This window comes from Bacillus sp. ABP14 (assembly GCF_001831375.1).
In the GTDB taxonomy this organism is placed as follows: Bacteria; Bacillota; Bacilli; order Bacillales; family Bacillaceae_G; genus Bacillus_A; species Bacillus_A paranthracis.
In genome coordinates, this window is the sequence record NZ_CP017016.1 from 4,286,917 (window position 1) to 4,302,924 (window position 16,008).

21 protein-coding genes and 2 pseudogenes are annotated in these 16,008 nt (G+C 35.7%); 6 read left to right on the top strand and 17 right to left on the bottom strand.

All coding sequences use genetic code 11. The annotated features are described in order from the left end of the window. Window positions 1–5: 5 nt before the first annotated feature. From BGI23_RS22285 to BGI23_RS22300, 4 genes are all read right to left on the bottom strand, one after another. Window positions 6–269 carry a DUF3949 domain-containing protein gene (locus BGI23_RS22285; RefSeq protein WP_000099739.1) on the bottom strand — a complete coding sequence of 88 codons (264 nt, stop codon included), beginning with the start codon at window positions 267–269 and terminating at the stop codon, window positions 6–8. Between the two features lie 89 nt (window positions 270–358). Then, window positions 359–1,300: a phosphotransferase enzyme family protein gene (locus BGI23_RS22290; protein ID WP_070806942.1), complete on the bottom strand. Its 942-nt coding sequence runs from the start codon at window positions 1,298–1,300 to the stop codon at window positions 359–361. Window positions 1,301–1,403: 103 nt separating this feature from the next. Continuing rightward, complete coding sequence (locus BGI23_RS22295; protein ID WP_070806943.1) at window positions 1,404–1,727, bottom strand: hypothetical protein; 324 nt, start codon at window positions 1,725–1,727, stop codon at window positions 1,404–1,406. A 167-nt stretch (window positions 1,728–1,894) separates the two neighbouring features. Beyond that, the gene (locus tag BGI23_RS22300; RefSeq protein ID WP_000201583.1) at window positions 1,895–3,208 is read right to left on the bottom strand and encodes a CBS domain-containing protein; all 1,314 of its coding nucleotides are present in this window, start codon (window positions 3,206–3,208) and stop codon (window positions 1,895–1,897) included. 244 nt (window positions 3,209–3,452) lie between these two features. On the opposite strand from BGI23_RS22300, the gene BGI23_RS28485 reads away from it, so the two are divergent. Then, window positions 3,453–3,614, top strand: coding sequence for a hypothetical protein (locus BGI23_RS28485; RefSeq protein ID WP_070806944.1), 162 nt, complete (start codon window positions 3,453–3,455; stop codon window positions 3,612–3,614). 40 nt (window positions 3,615–3,654) lie between these two features. Here the strand turns inward: BGI23_RS28485 and BGI23_RS22310 are convergent, their stop codons facing one another. Continuing rightward, window positions 3,655–4,338 carry a metal-dependent hydrolase gene (locus BGI23_RS22310; RefSeq protein WP_000868941.1) on the bottom strand — a complete coding sequence of 228 codons (684 nt, stop codon included), beginning with the start codon at window positions 4,336–4,338 and terminating at the stop codon, window positions 3,655–3,657. 149 nt (window positions 4,339–4,487) lie between these two features. Between BGI23_RS22310 and pepQ the strand changes: the two genes are divergently transcribed. Continuing rightward, on the top strand, window positions 4,488–5,585 hold the full coding sequence (gene pepQ / locus BGI23_RS22315; RefSeq protein WP_000994042.1) for a Xaa-Pro dipeptidase: 1,098 nt from the start codon (window positions 4,488–4,490) through the stop codon (window positions 5,583–5,585). Window positions 5,586–5,614: 29 nt separating this feature from the next. On the opposite strand, the gene BGI23_RS22320 is transcribed toward pepQ, so the two are convergent. Then, complete coding sequence (locus BGI23_RS22320; protein ID WP_070806945.1) at window positions 5,615–5,980, bottom strand: DUF3221 domain-containing protein; 366 nt, start codon at window positions 5,978–5,980, stop codon at window positions 5,615–5,617. 20 nt (window positions 5,981–6,000) lie between these two features. After that, a pseudogene (locus tag BGI23_RS29005) lies at window positions 6,001–6,180 on the bottom strand (hypothetical protein); the annotation flags it as partial. On the opposite strand from BGI23_RS29005, the pseudogene BGI23_RS22330 reads away from it, so the two are divergent. Further along, window positions 6,172–6,447, top strand: a pseudogene (locus tag BGI23_RS22330) (DUF2785 domain-containing protein); the annotation flags it as partial. The pseudogenes BGI23_RS29005 and BGI23_RS22330 sit on opposite strands and share 9 nt — an antisense overlap. Before the next feature lie 14 nt (window positions 6,448–6,461). Here the strand turns inward: BGI23_RS22330 and BGI23_RS22335 are convergent. The 7 genes from BGI23_RS22335 to BGI23_RS22365 all read right to left on the bottom strand — a co-directional run bounded on the left by BGI23_RS22335 (window position 6,462) and on the right by BGI23_RS22365 (window position 11,227). After that, window positions 6,462–6,668 (bottom strand): hypothetical protein, encoded by a 207-nt coding sequence (locus BGI23_RS22335; protein ID WP_001248905.1) that lies wholly within the window; start codon window positions 6,666–6,668, stop codon window positions 6,462–6,464. A gap of 340 nt (window positions 6,669–7,008) precedes the next feature. Continuing rightward, window positions 7,009–7,353: a DUF6176 family protein gene (locus BGI23_RS22340; RefSeq protein WP_001100203.1), complete on the bottom strand. Its 345-nt coding sequence runs from the start codon at window positions 7,351–7,353 to the stop codon at window positions 7,009–7,011. A 2-nt stretch (window positions 7,354–7,355) separates the two neighbouring features. After that, window positions 7,356–8,144, bottom strand: a complete 789-nt coding sequence (locus tag BGI23_RS22345; RefSeq protein ID WP_070806946.1) for a GNAT family N-acetyltransferase — start codon at window positions 8,142–8,144, stop codon at window positions 7,356–7,358. Beyond that, window positions 8,141–8,473 (bottom strand): cupin domain-containing protein, encoded by a 333-nt coding sequence (locus BGI23_RS22350; RefSeq protein ID WP_070806947.1) that lies wholly within the window; start codon window positions 8,471–8,473, stop codon window positions 8,141–8,143. Before BGI23_RS22350 ends, BGI23_RS22345 begins: the two co-directional genes overlap by 4 nt. A gap of 44 nt (window positions 8,474–8,517) precedes the next feature. Continuing rightward, window positions 8,518–8,946 carry a hypothetical protein gene (locus tag BGI23_RS22355; RefSeq protein ID WP_000534957.1) on the bottom strand — a complete coding sequence of 143 codons (429 nt, stop codon included), beginning with the start codon at window positions 8,944–8,946 and terminating at the stop codon, window positions 8,518–8,520. Between the two features lie 142 nt (window positions 8,947–9,088). Further along, window positions 9,089–10,222 carry an alanine dehydrogenase gene (gene ald, locus BGI23_RS22360; protein ID WP_001219405.1) on the bottom strand — a complete coding sequence of 378 codons (1,134 nt, stop codon included), beginning with the start codon at window positions 10,220–10,222 and terminating at the stop codon, window positions 9,089–9,091. A 213-nt stretch (window positions 10,223–10,435) separates the two neighbouring features. Further along, window positions 10,436–11,227, bottom strand: coding sequence for an SDR family oxidoreductase (locus tag BGI23_RS22365; RefSeq protein WP_070807324.1), 792 nt, complete (start codon window positions 11,225–11,227; stop codon window positions 10,436–10,438). A 147-nt stretch (window positions 11,228–11,374) separates the two neighbouring features. Between BGI23_RS22365 and BGI23_RS22370 the strand changes: the two genes are divergently transcribed. Next, window positions 11,375–11,833, top strand: a complete 459-nt coding sequence (locus BGI23_RS22370) for a universal stress protein (protein WP_001066673.1) — start codon at window positions 11,375–11,377, stop codon at window positions 11,831–11,833. A gap of 41 nt (window positions 11,834–11,874) precedes the next feature. On the opposite strand, the gene BGI23_RS22375 is transcribed toward BGI23_RS22370, so the two are convergent. Further along, window positions 11,875–12,570 carry a hypothetical protein gene (locus BGI23_RS22375; RefSeq protein WP_070806948.1) on the bottom strand — a complete coding sequence of 232 codons (696 nt, stop codon included), beginning with the start codon at window positions 12,568–12,570 and terminating at the stop codon, window positions 11,875–11,877. A gap of 95 nt (window positions 12,571–12,665) precedes the next feature. On the opposite strand from BGI23_RS22375, the gene BGI23_RS22380 reads away from it, so the two are divergent. Then, on the top strand, window positions 12,666–12,845 hold the full coding sequence (locus tag BGI23_RS22380) for a hypothetical protein (RefSeq protein WP_000342760.1): 180 nt from the start codon (window positions 12,666–12,668) through the stop codon (window positions 12,843–12,845). A gap of 73 nt (window positions 12,846–12,918) precedes the next feature. Here BGI23_RS22380 and argH read toward each other — a convergent pair whose 3' ends face one another. Further along, window positions 12,919–14,307, bottom strand: a complete 1,389-nt coding sequence (gene argH, locus BGI23_RS22385; protein WP_044790641.1) for an argininosuccinate lyase — start codon at window positions 14,305–14,307, stop codon at window positions 12,919–12,921. Beyond that, window positions 14,304–15,509, bottom strand: a complete 1,206-nt coding sequence (locus tag BGI23_RS22390; RefSeq protein WP_070806949.1) for an argininosuccinate synthase — start codon at window positions 15,507–15,509, stop codon at window positions 14,304–14,306. The genes argH and BGI23_RS22390 overlap by 4 nt, the downstream gene beginning before the upstream one ends. Before the next feature lie 166 nt (window positions 15,510–15,675). Here BGI23_RS22390 and BGI23_RS22395 point away from each other — a divergent pair, with 166 nt between their 5' ends. Continuing rightward, window positions 15,676–15,993 (top strand): hypothetical protein, encoded by a 318-nt coding sequence (locus tag BGI23_RS22395; protein ID WP_044790643.1) that lies wholly within the window; start codon window positions 15,676–15,678, stop codon window positions 15,991–15,993. Window positions 15,994–16,008 lie beyond the last annotated feature (15 nt).

The following is a 16,008-nucleotide window of genomic DNA, read 5'->3' on the forward strand; positions in this document are numbered from 1 at the left end:
AAGCATCAACATTGTGATGCTTTTTTACGTCCTCTAACTTTCAAAATCATATATGCGACAAACGCAGATGGTATATTAAATGGGTTGCCTTGCACATGAAGATGTAATTGTTCTTCCCCAAAAGACATTTTTTCGTATAGTTCTCGCTGAGATAATCCTGTTTTTTTCTTTTTTTCATGTAAACCTTGTAAGTATAAATATTGAATCGGTATCATCACAAGGAAGTAAAATAGTGCGATACTACCAAAAAAGAGTACTGTTGATGACATAATGCATACCACCTTTCAGGAATCCATTTTCTTACAATATAATCATAACACAATATACAACTGAGTTGAATTACTATTCTGTCTTTTCTTTATATAACTGTTTCTCCACCTAACTCTTTTTCAGCATACTGAATATATCGCCGAATAAAAGCGCCAGGATCTTTTCTAATAGGTTCAATATCGAGCCTTAACGGTATCTTTCCAGCCATATAAAAGATTCTTGAAGCGGTCCCAAGTCGAATGGATGGTTCTGAAATATTTTCCCCATATCCCATCATGAAATTCCCCCACATGTCTTCTAGTTGCCCCGAAGCAATTAAATGTAATCTTGGAACACCAATATCAAACTCTTTATGCCCAAATCCACATTCATCAAAATCGAGTAAATACCAATCCTCTTTGCCTACAAGAATATTTCCAAAATGCATATCTCCGTGAACAAATTGTTTATCTCCTAGTTGAGTTGAATTTGAGAGCTCTTGTATTTTTTCTGCAATTCTCATGCACGTATGCTTATCCTCATGCGATAGAAATGAAGCATGTAGTAATCGTTGTAAAGGCTCATGGATTATCTTTTGCTCACCATATATCGGTCTTTCATACCCTCTCCAAGTTTGTGGTACCCTTTTGAACACTTCATTTGCTTTATCGTGAAACATGCGCATTAATGATCCAAGTTTTTCATAGTCCCTATTCTTCGGTTCTAACACTTCACTTCCGTTTATAAACCTAAAAACAACAAAATACAAAATACTCCCATCATCTTTCGTAACATACGTGATCCAGTTACCACTTTTATCTTCAACTACTTCTGGTACTAACATTTGTTTTTGCATCGCTATTAACCAATGTATTTCAGCCTCTATTTGCTCGGCTGTATAACGTCCTTCTCTATACTGCCTAACTACAAATTTACTTTTGTCTGATTCGAATATATATGTTTGATTTTCTCCCCCATGCAACAATGAAACGTGCGTAAGACTATTTAAATTATACTGCTTACACAACTGCTTTTTAGTGTGAAAATCCATTCTTCTCCCCCTAGTTCGTATAATGAAGCATAGTAATAATTAGTAGCTTAAACTTCCTTATCGACTAATCACCAATTTTCTATCCGTACCAATACATATCCTGCTATTTTTTCATTTCTCTACCTGAACTCTTGCGTAACTTAAATAATAATTTCAAAACCAAATAAAACAAAATAAAATTAACAAAAAAACCTAATGGATAAAACGAAATTTCCCATCCACCATAATAAATGAAATTTTCTGCTGGTATACCAAAGTAAAGAAAATCGCTATTATTTTCTCCAGTTGTAGGGATAGCGGAACAGATAATAGCGAAAATTAAACTTATTACATACAATTTCTTTTTATTTGCATCCATTCTTCGATGTGTTAACACATGAAAAGTTATTGCAAATACTACCCCTAAAAAGAGAATTATTACTCCCATTCGACACCTCCACAATTATTATTCAAGTATCTTCAAGTGATTGCATGCCCTTATCTTATAAATATGAAACAGAACGTGATAGATTCAGTTGCTAACTAAATTAAAAACTCCCTACTATAGCGTTCTTTAAAAAAATGGAACAAACCAAAGCGGCTTGCTCCATCTTTTTATTTATCGATCAATTGCACCATAAGCAATGCTTTCCCGACAACATTACCTTCATGATGTACTTCTACATCAACCTTACCAAATTTACGTCCAATTTCTAATACTTTCGGATGAACGGATACAACATTGTCAATTTGAACTGGTTTTACGAAATAAATTGTTAAGTTCTCAACAATTAAATCGCTCTTCTTTTGCGCACGAATAACGCGATTCGTTGCTTCTGTCACAATCGTTGCGAATACACCGTAAGATAGCGTTCCGATTGAATTCGTCATTTGCGGTGTCACTGAAAATTGATATAGATGCTCATTTTTCGCTTCTTTCGGCGTCATAAATTGATTCGTTACAATATCATCGATTGTTTCACCGACTTGCGGTTGACGCTGAATCATTTGCAACGCCTGAAGTACATCTTGACGGCTAATAATACCTTGCAACTTATTTCCTTCATCAACAACTGGAAGTAACTCAATACCTTCCCACACCATCATACGTGCCGCAGCTGCGACAGACATTTTTCCATTTACCGTAATCGGATGCTTTGTCATCACTTTATCAATTGGTGTTTCTTTCGCTACACCGATCATATCTTTTGAAGTTACAATACCTAACACCTTTTTATTTTCATCAACAATCGGATATCTTCCGTGCATCGTCTCTTCGTTATACGCATGCCATTGCTGCACTGTATCATCTGGCTTTAAATATAACGTTTCTTCAATTGGCGTTAAAATATCTTCAACGAGTACAATTTCTTTCTTAATAAGCTGATCGTAAATCGCACGGTTAATTAACGTTGCAACTGTAAATGTATCGTAACTACTTGAAATAATCGGCAGTTTTAATTCATCTGCTAATTTCTTCACATGATCTTCCGTATCAAATCCGCCCGTAATTAACACCGCAGCTCCGGTTTCTAACGCTAATTGATGTGCGTTTGTACGATTACCGACAATAAGTAAGTTTCCAGCTTCTGTATAGCGCATCATCGCTTCTAATTTCATTGCTCCGATTACGAATTTATTTAACGTTTTATGTAGTCCTTCTCTGCCTCCAAGTACTTGACCATCGACAATGTTAACGACTTCTGCATATGTCAGCTTTTCAATATTTTCTTTCTTCTTTTGTTCAATTCGAATTGTTCCGACACGTTCAATCGTACTAACATACCCTTTATTTTCTGCATCTTTAATTGCACGATAAGCTGTACCTTCACTTACACTCAAATCTTTTGCAATTTGCCTTACAGAAATTTTATGCCCTACTGGCAGGCTATTAATATGTTCTAAAATTTGGTTATGCTTGGTAGCCAAATGGTTTCACCATACTTTCTTTTCCCTAAATTCTTCATGTGTTGTATTTTTAGTATACTATATTTTCAAAACTGTTACACTCTCTCTTTGTATATCTGTACTATTTTTTTTATAACAAAATACGCCTTACATTACACCACTTCTTCTATTACAACAATGTAATGGTATTGTCATCTCGTTCGATAGTTTGTCCAGCCGCTTCCATATACAATGAAGACAAGAAATGAAACAAAGGAGCGGATACATGATGAAAAAATTATTAGAAGTTGTAGGTGCTGTATTTTTAGCTTTCGTAGACGGGAAAAAAGTTGCAATGGAATTGAATGAAACACCTGAACAGCCACTCCCAAAAAGAAAAGAATCATCAAAACAAGTACAACCATTAAAAACTATCCTACACACGTAAAAAACCCTTCACTTGTCGTTTCAAATGAAGGGTTTCTTTTTTATAGTGTAATACTTTCTCCAGCTTCTAATACTTTCCCTGTACAATTTTGTAGCTTTTCGACAAATTGATATGGATCTTGTTCAATTACTGGGAACGTATTGTAATGCATCGGTACAACAGTTTTCGCCTGAACCCATTTTGCTGCTAAAACAGCATCTTTTGGTCCCATTGTGAAATTATCACCAATTGGTAAAAATGCTACATCAATGTTATTTAATTCCCCAATTAATTTCATATCAGAGAATAGAGCAGTATCCCCTGCATGGTACAAAGTCTTCTCTTCTGCTGTAAATAAAATACCCGCTGGCATACCTGTATATGTAATCGTCTTATTTTCTTCATCAATATAACTAGAGCCGTGGAATGCTTGTGTAAACTTCACTTTTCCGAAGTCAAATTCATGTGAACCACCAATATGCATCGGATGTGTATTTACACCTTGCCAACTTAAAAATGTCGCTAGTTCAAATGGTGCCACTACAACCGCATTATTTTTCTTCGCAAGTTCTACTGTATCTCCAACATGATCACCATGACCGTGTGATAAAAGAATCGCATCTACTTTTACATCTTCAGCCTTTAAATCTGTTTTTGGATTTCCTGTTAAAAACGGATCAATTAAAATTACTTTTCCATTCGTTTCAATCTTTACAACTGAATGCCCGTGATAAGATACTTTCATTATTACATTCCTCCCCTTATTACATTCTCACTTTTTATTCTACATGATTTTTCAATTCCCTGTCTTTTCTAACATCTATTTACTTGTCATAACACTTTCTTCCGAGTTAAAGTTATATTTGTAATTAAATATCTCGGGGGTGCCAATCGATGAATGCTAGATTAGAAAATTTAATGCAATGGCTAAAAGAAAAAAACGTTGAAGCTGCGTTCTTAACTTCTACACCGAACGTCTTCTACATGACAAACTTCCACTGTGAACCACACGAAAGACTTCTTGGTATGTTTGTATTCCAAGAGAAAGAACCTATTTTAATTTGCCCTAAAATGGAAGAAGGCCAAGCACGTAACGCTGGCTGGGCACATGAAATTATCGGATTTACTGATACTGACAGACCATGGGATATGATTGCAAAAGCAATTAAAGACCGCGGTATCAATGCAAATGCAGTTGCAATTGAAAAAGAACATTTAAACGTAGAGCGCTACGAAGAATTAACAAAATTATTCCCAAATGCAGCTTTCACGTCAGCTGAGGAAAAAGTTCGTGAACTTCGTTTAATTAAAGACGAAAAAGAACTTTCTATTTTACGCGAAGCAGCTAAAATGGCAGACTATGCTGTTGAAGTTGGTGTAAATGCAATTAAAGAAGATCGTAGCGAACTAGAAGTATTAGCAATTATTGAACACGAATTAAAAACAAAAGGCATACATAAAATGTCATTTGACACGATGGTATTAGCAGGTGCAAACTCTGCTCTTCCACACGGTATTCCAGGTGCAAACAAAATGAAACGCGGCGATTTCGTACTATTTGATTTAGGCGTAATCATTGACGGTTATTGCTCTGACATTACACGTACAGTGGCATTTGGCGACATTTCTGAAGAGCAAACTCGCATTTACAACACTGTACTTGCTGGACAACTACAAGCAGTTGAAGCATGTAAACCAGGTGTTACACTTGGCGCAATCGACAACGCTGCTCGTTCTGTTATCGCAGATGCAGGTTACGGCGACTTCTTCCCGCACCGTCTTGGTCACGGACTTGGAATTAGCGTACATGAATATCCAGATGTAAAAGCTGGTAACGAGTCTCCATTAAAAGAAGGTATGGTCTTCACAATCGAGCCAGGTATTTACGTACCAAACGTAGGTGGTGTTCGTATTGAAGATGATATTTATATCACAAAAGACGGATCAGAAATTTTAACGAAATTCCCGAAAGAATTACAATTTGTAAAATAATAAAAAAGGCAGCGTGAGTGCTGCCTTTTTTATTTCTCTACTACTTCAAACTTCTCTACAATCATTTTTGCTGGATAGCTTTCAAGTGTTTGAGAAGACCATACTTTTATTTTATCCCCTGTTTTTAATTGATTATATGCGCTTTTATCCTTAAAACTTAAAACCGTATGTGATGGATGTTCTTTATTTATTTGTTGTTCTATATAATTTTGCAGCTCTACTTTCGTTTCAAACGTTTTACCACCGATAAAAAACACCGTACCATCTCTTAGTATGACATACCCTTCTTCAGGTACTTTTTTTACTGCTACTTGCTCTACTCGTTTTGTAGTACACGCTGATAATATGGTTAGAAATACAATTATAAACATTAATTTTTTCATATACCTATTCATTTTTAACTCCTTACTCAAGGCTATTTCAAATTTAACACCATCTTCTCCTCATACTTATCATCCCATTTAATCACAACCTCTATCGGTTCATCTTTAGATAAAGGCGCACAACTTATACAAGATGATTTCATTTCAATCTTTGCTCCTTTATGAACTTCTGACGTTTGTGTCATTGTACGAAAGGTTTCATTTACAAATATGAAGAAGACGAGCGCCTCGTTTATCCGATTGTCGCAATGCTACAAAATGGTCTAAAGGAAGAAGCTCTCATATTAGCCCTTCATAATTTAGTAGCTCAATTACCCGTCCAAAAACAAACATTACATATTAAATCGTATGAGTACTTATACGGAAATATAAAATCTTTCTTACGCAGCTTATTTTTCAGACTACGCACACTGTCTATATGTAAAGAAACCGAATGCGAAATTGAAAAATTGCTACAAGAGCTTCCAAAATATTATTAAAAAAAGAAGGCCACTTAAAAAGTGCCTTCTTCTATTTCACTAATATTTAATTGAAATTTCACGATCCAAACTGAGAAAAGGTGGACAAGAAGCGCAAACGCCATACATGCTCCGCTTAAAAAAGTTAGTATAGGATGCGAATACACGTGCCCTAATCCATAGGATATCGCCACGAAAAACATAGTTATGTAAATATAAATTGCTCCATGTATTTGCCTCATACAAACCTCCTTTTCCCATAGTATAACATAAATTTTCTGATTATTCACATTAATAGACTGTAATTAATATTTCTCAACTGTTACACCTCTAACAGCAGCCTTAATATATGGTGCTCCTTGTAAACTTTGTAAATCCTCTGTTTTTCCTGTTACAACTACAACGTATATGGGTAGATTTTTTGGTTTAAAGTTTTCACCTTGTTATAGTTTCCCCTAAATTTTTTTAATATCCCTCGTTTTTTTCACTTAAAGATATCTAAATACAGCTTTTCTTCAAAGTTTTTTTCAAGATAAAAAAGCACACCTACCTTGATGTGCTTCTCCCAAAAATACTATTCTATTATTTCATCGCGTCCTTCACAACATCTTGAATCATAACGACTTCTGTTTTCATTTCAACAGACGGTACTTCCTCATCAATACATTCATACCAAAATTCCAAGTGCTTTTTATCAATTTCATGATGAGAATTTTCGACAAGAGCCCCGCCTTCTCCTTGCACAGAATACCAATATAAGTACTCTTCTCCATCTCTTATTTCCCGGAAAATTGTCTCAACGTACATCTTTTCGTCGTTTAATGTCAAAAGTACTTCTTTCATATTGTCATTCAGAAGCTGCAACCATTCATCTACACGATGACTTTTACCAGGCTTCACTTTAAATCTCGTTAATTCCACATTCATTTTTATTCCCCCGTTTTCTTCCGTACAAATAATCTATATTCTATTGGATTATGAAAACTTAATTTGCTAGCTAATTTTCGCGAAGAAATATTGTCTACATAACAATCCCAACACGGTGTAATATCATTTTGCATGCAATGCTCAATGAACCGCGTCGCAACAGCTTGAGCTAACCCTTTCCCTTGATATGCTTTATGCGTCACAATATCAATTTCAGCAAATCCGTTTCCACTAAATATTGAAACACATTCCGCTACAATTATTCCCTCTAGTTCTATACAAAATCCAAAACCATCGTTTAAAAATGTTTCTTTTGATCCCCAATATTCTTTGTAGTACTCCTCTGTAAATTCACTGCTTCGTTCTATATATCTTCTATCAATACGCTTCACTTCATATGTATTTTTGTTACAATCCCGTTTTCTCTCTTCAAAGATTACGCTTTGAAACTTCATTCGCGGGATGTTTCGAAGTACATGACTAAAACGTTCTTCTATCATCATTTCCCACTTGTCACTCGAAGAGAACAATGTAAATCTCTTCTCTGTTTTTTCGATAGCCTTTTTTATAAACGAAAATAAATCTTCGTTGTAATTTTGATCATCAGTATGACCAAATAAATAATAAATGCCATTCGCTGTACGAATTAGTCCTGCTGTTAACTTCTCGTTTACAAAAACATCACCATCTATCACTTGATCACATACCGCATAAGCAAACGTCGTCGTTTTTGTATGGCTTTCTAAAATCGGAAGGATTTTTCTATACTCAGCTACAGATAATTTTTTCATAATTGCTCCACTTTAATCGTATCCGCCTCTATATGTTCAAAACAAAGATTTACCGTTCTCTTTAATGCTCTCGTTCTATGAATCGTGCATGCTGGAATTAAGATAGAATCATTCGGATTTAAAACCGCTGTTTCTCCATCTTCAAAATCGATAAGTAATTCTCCCTCTAGTACAATAAATAATTCATCCGAATTAGAATGATAGTGCCAATCGTATTCACCAGTAAATACAGCGATTCGTAAGCAATGACTATTTACATTTGAAACGACGAAGTTTTTATGTTGATCTTGAATGTCTTTTGTTAATTCTATTAAGTTCACAGATTCCATCTTTCGTCTCACCCTTTCATTAGTCGTTCTTCTGAAAAACTAACTTAGTCTCCACCACCTCCGCAATCTCCTCCACCATCACTTGAGCTGCTACAATCGTTGCTACTATAGTCACCAAATCCGCTTGATGAACTTGAAGCGGATGAAGATTTTTTATTCCTTTTTCTTTTCTTATCTTTCTTACTTTCATGACTAGGCCATACTGTATCAAATAGTACAGAGAATAAGACTAATTGTATTGCAACAAGGAGAAATTCTAAAATACTCTCAATAATATTAGGAGTTATCTCCAAACTGTAAAACACTCCAAATGAATACATACACAAAATTACATACAGAGCCATACAAATATACCGAAATGTTTTTTCTATCATAAGAACTACTTTTTTTGAAAGAGGTATATTCTGTTCCTGTTTTTTCTTTATGTACTTTTGTCTTTTAGCTTGCTTTTGCTTCCTCTTTTTACTCCCCATCCAATCCCCTCTTTTTATTATATAATTCTAAATTATCACAATAAAAATCGATTTACACCAATAAATAACAATTATTCACATGTTATTTCCCCATATAAAAAAGACCCTCCTTATGAAAAGGAAGGTCTCAAATGTATTTCTATTATGATAAAGCAGGAGCTTTTTCAAGTAGCTCTTTCGCATCAGCATATTGTAAGCCATGAGCTTCTGCAACTGCTTCGAATGTTACATATCCATCTAATGTATTAATACCTTTTAGTAATGCAGTGTTACCTAAGCAAGCATCTTTGTAGCCTTTGTTCGCAATTTGTACTGCATATGGTACTGTTACGTTTGTTAATGCAAGAGTTGATGTACGTGGAACCGCACCTGGCATATTAGCAACTGCATAATGAACAACGCCATGTTTTTCGTAAGTTGGGTTGTCATGAGTTGTAATACGGTCAGTTGTTTCGAAAATACCACCTTGGTCAATCGCGATATCTACAACGACAGAACCTGGCTCCATTGATTGAATCATTTCTTCTGTTACAAGTTTTGGCGCTTTTGCACCTGGAATTAATACTGCACCAATAACAAGATCAGATTCTTTTACGGCTTCTGCGATGTTGTATGGATTAGACATTAACGTTTTTACTTGGTTACCAAAAATGTCATCTAGTTGACGAAGACGTTCTGCACTTAAGTCGATGATTGTTACATCTGCACCTAAGCCTACTGCGATCTTCGCTGCGTTTGTACCAGCTTGACCACCGCCGATAATTGTTACTTTGCCGCGTTTTACCCCTGGAACGCCTGCAAGTAAAATACCTTTACCACCTTTGTTTTTCTCAAGGAATTGTGCACCGATTTGTGCAGACATACGACCTGCTACTTCACTCATAGGTGCAAGTAATGGTAGTGAACGATTGTCTAATTGTACTGTTTCGTATGCAATTGATACGACTTTGTTATCAATTAATGCTTTCGTTAATTCTGGTTCTGGAGCTAAGTGTAAGTATGTGAATAAAATTAAACCTTCACGGAAATAGCCGTATTCACTTGCTACTGGCTCTTTTACCTTCATAACCATATCTTGATTCCATGCTTCTTCAGCAGTTTCAACAAGTTTCGCACCAGCTTGTACGTATTCTTCATCTGTAAAGCCAGATCCTAAACCTGCTCCTTTTTGAACAAAAACTTCGTGACCATTTTGTACTAAATGTACTGCTCCCGCTGGCGTCATTGCCACGCGGTTTTCATTGTTTTTAATTTCTGTTGGAATACCGATACGCATGATTAGTTCCCCCTTGAGTTATGAAATGACCCCTGAATCATTTTTTAAAGCGCTTTCTACGCTCTTATATTTTAACATAATATCTCAATATTTGACAAAAAATAATGCGAGTTTTCCGATAGATTTAATCTTACATGAAAGGACAGTATTATCCGCACCTCTTTGCATACAGGATAAACTGTCCAATTATTCGAAACTTCACTTTATTTTTCTCTATCGATGTCTATGAATAACATCAACTGCACCAGTCACTTCAATAATTGTACCGGTAATCATATCGGAATCGTCCTCACATAAAAACGCAATCGTTCTTGCGATATCTTCACCTGTTCCAGATCTACCAATTGGTGTGTTACGTTCTTTCAACTGACGTGCTTCTTGAATTGTCGCTTCTTTCATATCACCAATAATATCACCAGGACATACCATGTTTGCAGTAATACCATATTCTGCTTCTTCGTAAGCCACTGTTTTCGTTAATGAAACAAGTCCTACTTTCGCTGCTGCAAAAGCTGAACGATAAATCCATCCCGGTGCACTATCTGCCCCTTGGAATCCATAATTAATAATACGGCCAAAGTTCTGTTTTCTCATAACCGGAACGACAAGTTTTAACAAATGAAATACCGCTGTTAAATTACCCTGAATCATTTCATTCCATTCATCTTCTTCATAATCGACTAACTTTTTTCGTTCAAATACATATGGACCAGCATTATTAATTAAGAAATCAATTTTGCCAAAACGGCTTATCGCTTCTTCTACTATTTTATGTAAATCTTCTTTTTTCGTGACATCCGCTTGCACGAATTGTAGACGCTCTTCCATATTTTTATATGTTTCTTTCATTTTTTTCATAGCCGTGATATCGCTATGATACGTTACTGTTACTGAATACCCTTTAGCCAATAACTTCTCTGTTACTTGCTTTCCTAAACCTTTCGTACCGGCTGTAATGAGCACGTGTCTCACAAAACGGCCCCCTTTTAAATTGCTATAGTTCATATGTAACAAGTTCTCGCACCAATTACAACTAAAATGAATTGAAACAGAGTTTTCGAAATTCTGTAACGTTTCTGGCAAGCACATTACCAAAATTTGTTTTATAATAAAGTTGTAAACAGTAATAAAAATGATTGGGAGGAATTTACTATGAATAATACATATACAAATATTTTAATCGCGGTGGATGGTTCTAAAGAAGCAGAAAAAGCCTTTAAAAAAGCAATTCAAGTCGCAAAACGCAACAATGCAACATTAACTATTGCTCATATCGTTGATGTAAAAGCATACTCAGCAGTAGAAGCTTATAGCCGTGCAATTGCTGAACGTGCAAATCTATTTGCAGAAGACTTATTAGAAGACTACAAAAAAACTGCGCTTGAAGCTGGCCTTGAAAAAATTGAAACTGTATTAGAATTTGGTAATCCTAAATCAAAAATTTCAAAAGAAATCGCTCCAAATCATAAAGTAGATTTAATTATGTGTGGTGCAACTGGTTTAAATGCTGTTGAGCGTTTCCTAATTGGTAGCGTCTCTGAACATATTATTCGCTATGCGAAATGCGATGTCCTTGTTGTTCGTGGTGATGAGGAGCAAGGTGAGCTTTAATTTATAAATAAAACACCAAGTCCAGATGGGCTTGGTGTTTTTCATTTCACATATTTTACTAGAAATACAAGACAAGCTATAACAACAACGGTAATTGCTAACACATAAGGCGGAAGAAACTTCAAAGACCACAATGCCATCATAATCGTAGCTACTGTTAAATAAGATTGCCTTGCATCTTCTGTCATTTTTTTACGAAGGCATAAAACGTACAAATAACCAATTGGCGGCGTAATAAAGCAAAGAACATATATGATTTTAGATTTCAAATACCATTTTTGTTCCCCGAGTTTCTTTATATCTTCTTCTATTCTCTTATGCTCTCGTTCTCTCGCTTCTTCTACAAGTGGATCTTCCTCTTCTCCTCGCTTTTCTTTCATATAAGGAAGAAAATGCATGAAAAAATAATATGCAAATACGAACGCTCCAAATCCAATATTTAATCTTTCTAATGGGATATTCTCACTAAAAAAAGTAGCAGCAATCGCTAAAGTAAAACAATACGTCGTCATCCAAAATGAACGTTTTCTCTTTTTTCGTTCCATTTCATTTTTATCTTGTACATGTTTTCTTTTCGAAAGCCATATTGAAATACAGCAATCTACTATAAATAGAGTAAAGATAAATATCCCAACGTGTACTGTTTCTACATCCTTAAATGAAAATACGATTGGGAATGCAACATGTACTACAACCAACGTATACAAAATTAACCCTATAAAATAAATACGTCTCATTTTCCATCCCTTTCTTATTTCCTAACATTACATTAACATACATTTTTTAGAAGTAAACGGACAAAATATATATGTTGAAAAAAGGAGGCTGCTACATGGATGATTCTGAACGCATTATTTTAGATGTGAATGGGAAAGAAATCGAAATGTTAGATACGATTCGTACTCATTTTAAAGAAAAACATGGTGTGGAACTAAGTAATGGTGCATTACTACGAGATTTGATGGATATTGAGTATATTCGAATTACGGAAGATCGGCATAAGTATGATTGATTTTAAGCTATAAAAATTACAAAAGAAGGTACACTTCCCTCTACTAAGGTTAGCGTACCTTCTTTCTAATCAATCAACTTCCCACAAACTCTCCAACTAATCCCTTCGCCTTCTCCAAAGCTTTTTCAATCTGTTCAAACCCTGTCCCACCAGCACTGTTACGACGCTTTACAGCTGCATATGGTAACAGCACTTCATACAAATCTTCTTCAAATAGCGAGCTCATTTCTTTATACGTTTCAAGTGGGACATCTACTAAATAAATCCCTTTTTGTGTACAGTGTAGCACTAGCTTCCCAACAATTTCATGAGCTTGACGGAATGGTAGTCCTTTACTTGCTAAGTAATCGGCAATTTCTGTTGCGTTAGAGAAATCTTGCGTTACAGCTTGCCCCATTTTTTCTTTGTTTACAGTCATCGTCTCTAGCATGCCTGCCATAATATGAAGGCATCCTTCTACTGTTTTTACTGTATCGAACATTCCTTCTTTATCTTCTTGCAAATCTTTATTGTAAGCGAGTGGTAATCCTTTCATTACTGTAAGTAAACTAAATAAATTACCGTATACTCTGCCTGTTTTACCACGAATAAGTTCTGCCATATCCGGGTTTTTCTTTTGCGGCATAATGCTGCTTCCCGTTGCGTATTGATCGCTCATTTCAATAAATTGAAACTCTTGGCTACTCCATAAAATAAGTTCTTCACAAAAGCGTGATAAGTGCATCATGAGCATAGATGAGTTACTTAGGAACTCCAGTATGAAATCACGATCGCTTACTGCGTCTAAACTATTTTCATAGATTCCATTCAATCCAAGAAGCTCCGCGCTATATTCTCGATCAATCGGGAATGTTGTCCCAGCTAACGCTCCTGCTCCTAATGGGGAAATGTTAATACGCTTTAACGAATCTTCATAACGGTTCACATCGCGCTCTAACATCCAAAAGTAAGCGAGAATATGATGTGCAAATGAAATCGGCTGCGCACGCTGCAAATGCGTATAACCAGGCATAATCGTTTCAATATTATTTTCTGCTTGATGAACAAGAACAGTTTGCAATTGTTTTGTAGCTTTTATAATATGTTCTACTTTTTCTTTCAAATATAAATGCATGTCAGTCGCTACTTGATCGTTACGGCTTCGGCCAGTATGAAGTTTCCCTCCTACTTCACCGATTTTTTCAATTAACATCTTTTCGATATTTAAATGAATGTCTTCCGCTTCAACTGAAAAATGCAATTTATTTTGTTTCGCTTCTTCTAATAAATATTGAAGACCTATCTTTATTTTTTCGGCTTCTTCTTTCGTAACGATGCCTTGCTTTGCTAGCATCGTTACGTGTGCAATACTTCCGTTTATATCTTGATTTACTAACTGTTGATCGAAGGAGATGGATGCTCCGAACTCTTCAACCCATGCTTCCGCTTCTTCTGTAAAACGTCCGCCCCAAAGTTTGCTCACGCTTCCACCTTCTTTTGGTTCACTTGGCTGTATACTTTTGTCGGTAACCCGAATAATGAAATGAATCCAACTGCTGCATCATGATTAAATTCATCCTGAGCAGTATATGTTGCTAATTTTTCATCGTATAAAGAGTACTCAGATTTACGTCCTTCTACAATTGCATGACCTTTAAATAATTTCACACGCACCATGCCTGTTACATTCTTTTGCGTTTCTTGTAAGAAAGCATTCAGCGCTTGTTTTAAAGGCGAGAACCATAAACCGTTATAAATAAGTTCTGTTATTTTTTGCTCAATCATCGGTTTAAAATGCGCTACTTCTTTTACGAGTGTTAAATCTTCCAGTTCCTTGTGCGCCGTAATTAAAGTCATCGCTGCTGGGCATTCATATACTTCACGCGATTTAATACCGACAAGACGATTTTCTACGTGATCGATACGTCCAACGCCATGTTTTCCAGCAAGTGCATTTAACGTTTTAATTAATTCTGAGAGTGGGTATGCAATACCATTTAAAGTCGTCGGTACGCCTGCTTCAAAGCCGATTTCTACAAACTCTGGTTTATTCGGTGTATCTTCTAATGCTAATGTCATCTCATATGCATCTTCTGGCGGTGCTGCCCATGGATTTTCTAAAATGCCACATTCATTACTGCGTCCCCATAAGTTTTGATCGATTGAAAATGGGCTGTCTAAATTAATCGGAATTGGTACATCGTTTTCTTTTGCATAGGCAATTTCTTCTTCACGTGACCATTTCCATTCACGTACAGGCGCAATCACTTCTAAGTAAGGATTTAACGCTTGAATAGAAACTTCAAAACGAACTTGATCATTCCCTTTCCCTGTACATCCGTGTGCCACTGCAGTCGCTCCTTCTTGTTCTGCAATCTCTACTAATTTCTTCGCGATAAGCGGACGTGATAACGCTGAAACGAGAGGGTATTTCCCTTCGTATAACGTGTGCGCTTGCATCGCCATCAATGCATATTCATTTGCAAATTCTTCTTGAACATCAATCATATATGATTTAATTGCACCTACTGAAAGTGCCTTTTCTTTTACAAATGCTAAGTCTTTACCTTCCCCTAAGTCTAAACAAAGCGCGATAATATCATAATTCTTCTCTTGTAACCATTTAATTGCAACGGAAGTATCAAGGCCTCCAGAATATGCTAATACAACTTTTTTCTTCTCCATTTTGCATCCCCCTAAAGAATAAATATTCATTTTCTTTTATAATAATTCACACTTTAACACCTTTTACAAAATGTATCAAGAGTCATTTTCAAATTTTTTCAAACAATTTCGTCGAACTTCTTTCTGTTTTTTTGTACAATATAAGCAGGAAAACGGGGGTGAACTTATGGAAAAGTATTTCTTATACGATGAACATCTCGGAATTGAAGTTCCGCATTTACAAGAAGACTGGGAAGATATCCCCGAAAAAATGCAACATGCGATTTTATTAAAATGGGAACAAGTTCGCGGAAAGATTCCTGATCGTATAAAAGAACTCGAACATTATATTAATGCAAAACAGCATCATTTAAATAACGAAGAAGACTTCGAAATTTCTTGCAAACTGAATTCAGAAATTGCCGATCTCGCTTCCATCATTAATGACCTTTGGCTTTGGTATCGACTCACTCAACATGTATCTGAGGGGAAAGCACACCAATAAAAAAAGCATGCCCCT

What these genes read in the sequence shown, in the direction of transcription:
- BGI23_RS22340 (WP_001100203.1), bottom strand. Translation starts at nt 7,353, where the DNA reads ATGAATGTGGAATTAACGAGATTTAAAGTGAAGCCTGGTAAAAGTCAT.
- BGI23_RS22355 (WP_000534957.1), bottom strand. Translation starts at nt 8,946, where the DNA reads ATGGGGAGTAAAAAGAGGAAGCAAAAGCAAGCTAAAAGACAAAAGTAC.
- pepQ (WP_000994042.1), top strand. Translation starts at nt 4,488, where the DNA reads ATGAATGCTAGATTAGAAAATTTAATGCAATGGCTAAAAGAAAAAAAC.
- BGI23_RS22390 (WP_070806949.1), bottom strand. Translation starts at nt 15,509, where the DNA reads ATGGAGAAGAAAAAAGTTGTATTAGCATATTCTGGAGGCCTTGATACT.
- ald (WP_001219405.1), bottom strand. Translation starts at nt 10,222, where the DNA reads ATGCGTATCGGTATTCCAACAGAAATTAAAAACAATGAAAACCGCGTG.
- BGI23_RS22345 (WP_070806946.1), bottom strand. Translation starts at nt 8,144, where the DNA reads ATGAAAAAATTATCTGTAGCTGAGTATAGAAAAATCCTTCCGATTTTA.
- BGI23_RS22395 (WP_044790643.1), top strand. Translation starts at nt 15,676, where the DNA reads ATGGAAAAGTATTTCTTATACGATGAACATCTCGGAATTGAAGTTCCG.
- BGI23_RS22370 (WP_001066673.1), top strand. Translation starts at nt 11,375, where the DNA reads ATGAATAATACATATACAAATATTTTAATCGCGGTGGATGGTTCTAAA.
- BGI23_RS22380 (WP_000342760.1), top strand. Translation starts at nt 12,666, where the DNA reads ATGGATGATTCTGAACGCATTATTTTAGATGTGAATGGGAAAGAAATC.
- BGI23_RS22310 (WP_000868941.1), bottom strand. Translation starts at nt 4,338, where the DNA reads ATGAAAGTATCTTATCACGGGCATTCAGTTGTAAAGATTGAAACGAAT.
- BGI23_RS22320 (WP_070806945.1), bottom strand. Translation starts at nt 5,980, where the DNA reads ATGAATAGGTATATGAAAAAATTAATGTTTATAATTGTATTTCTAACC.
- BGI23_RS22375 (WP_070806948.1), bottom strand. Translation starts at nt 12,570, where the DNA reads ATGAGACGTATTTATTTTATAGGGTTAATTTTGTATACGTTGGTTGTA.
- BGI23_RS28485 (WP_070806944.1), top strand. Translation starts at nt 3,453, where the DNA reads ATGATGAAAAAATTATTAGAAGTTGTAGGTGCTGTATTTTTAGCTTTC.
- BGI23_RS22295 (WP_070806943.1), bottom strand. Translation starts at nt 1,727, where the DNA reads ATGGGAGTAATAATTCTCTTTTTAGGGGTAGTATTTGCAATAACTTTT.
- BGI23_RS22365 (WP_070807324.1), bottom strand. Translation starts at nt 11,227, where the DNA reads ATGAACTATAGCAATTTAAAAGGGGGCCGTTTTGTGAGACACGTGCTC.
- BGI23_RS22335 (WP_001248905.1), bottom strand. Translation starts at nt 6,668, where the DNA reads ATGAGGCAAATACATGGAGCAATTTATATTTACATAACTATGTTTTTC.
- BGI23_RS22285 (WP_000099739.1), bottom strand. Translation starts at nt 269, where the DNA reads ATGTCATCAACAGTACTCTTTTTTGGTAGTATCGCACTATTTTACTTC.
- BGI23_RS22350 (WP_070806947.1), bottom strand. Translation starts at nt 8,473, where the DNA reads ATGGAATCTGTGAACTTAATAGAATTAACAAAAGACATTCAAGATCAA.
- BGI23_RS22290 (WP_070806942.1), bottom strand. Translation starts at nt 1,300, where the DNA reads ATGGATTTTCACACTAAAAAGCAGTTGTGTAAGCAGTATAATTTAAAT.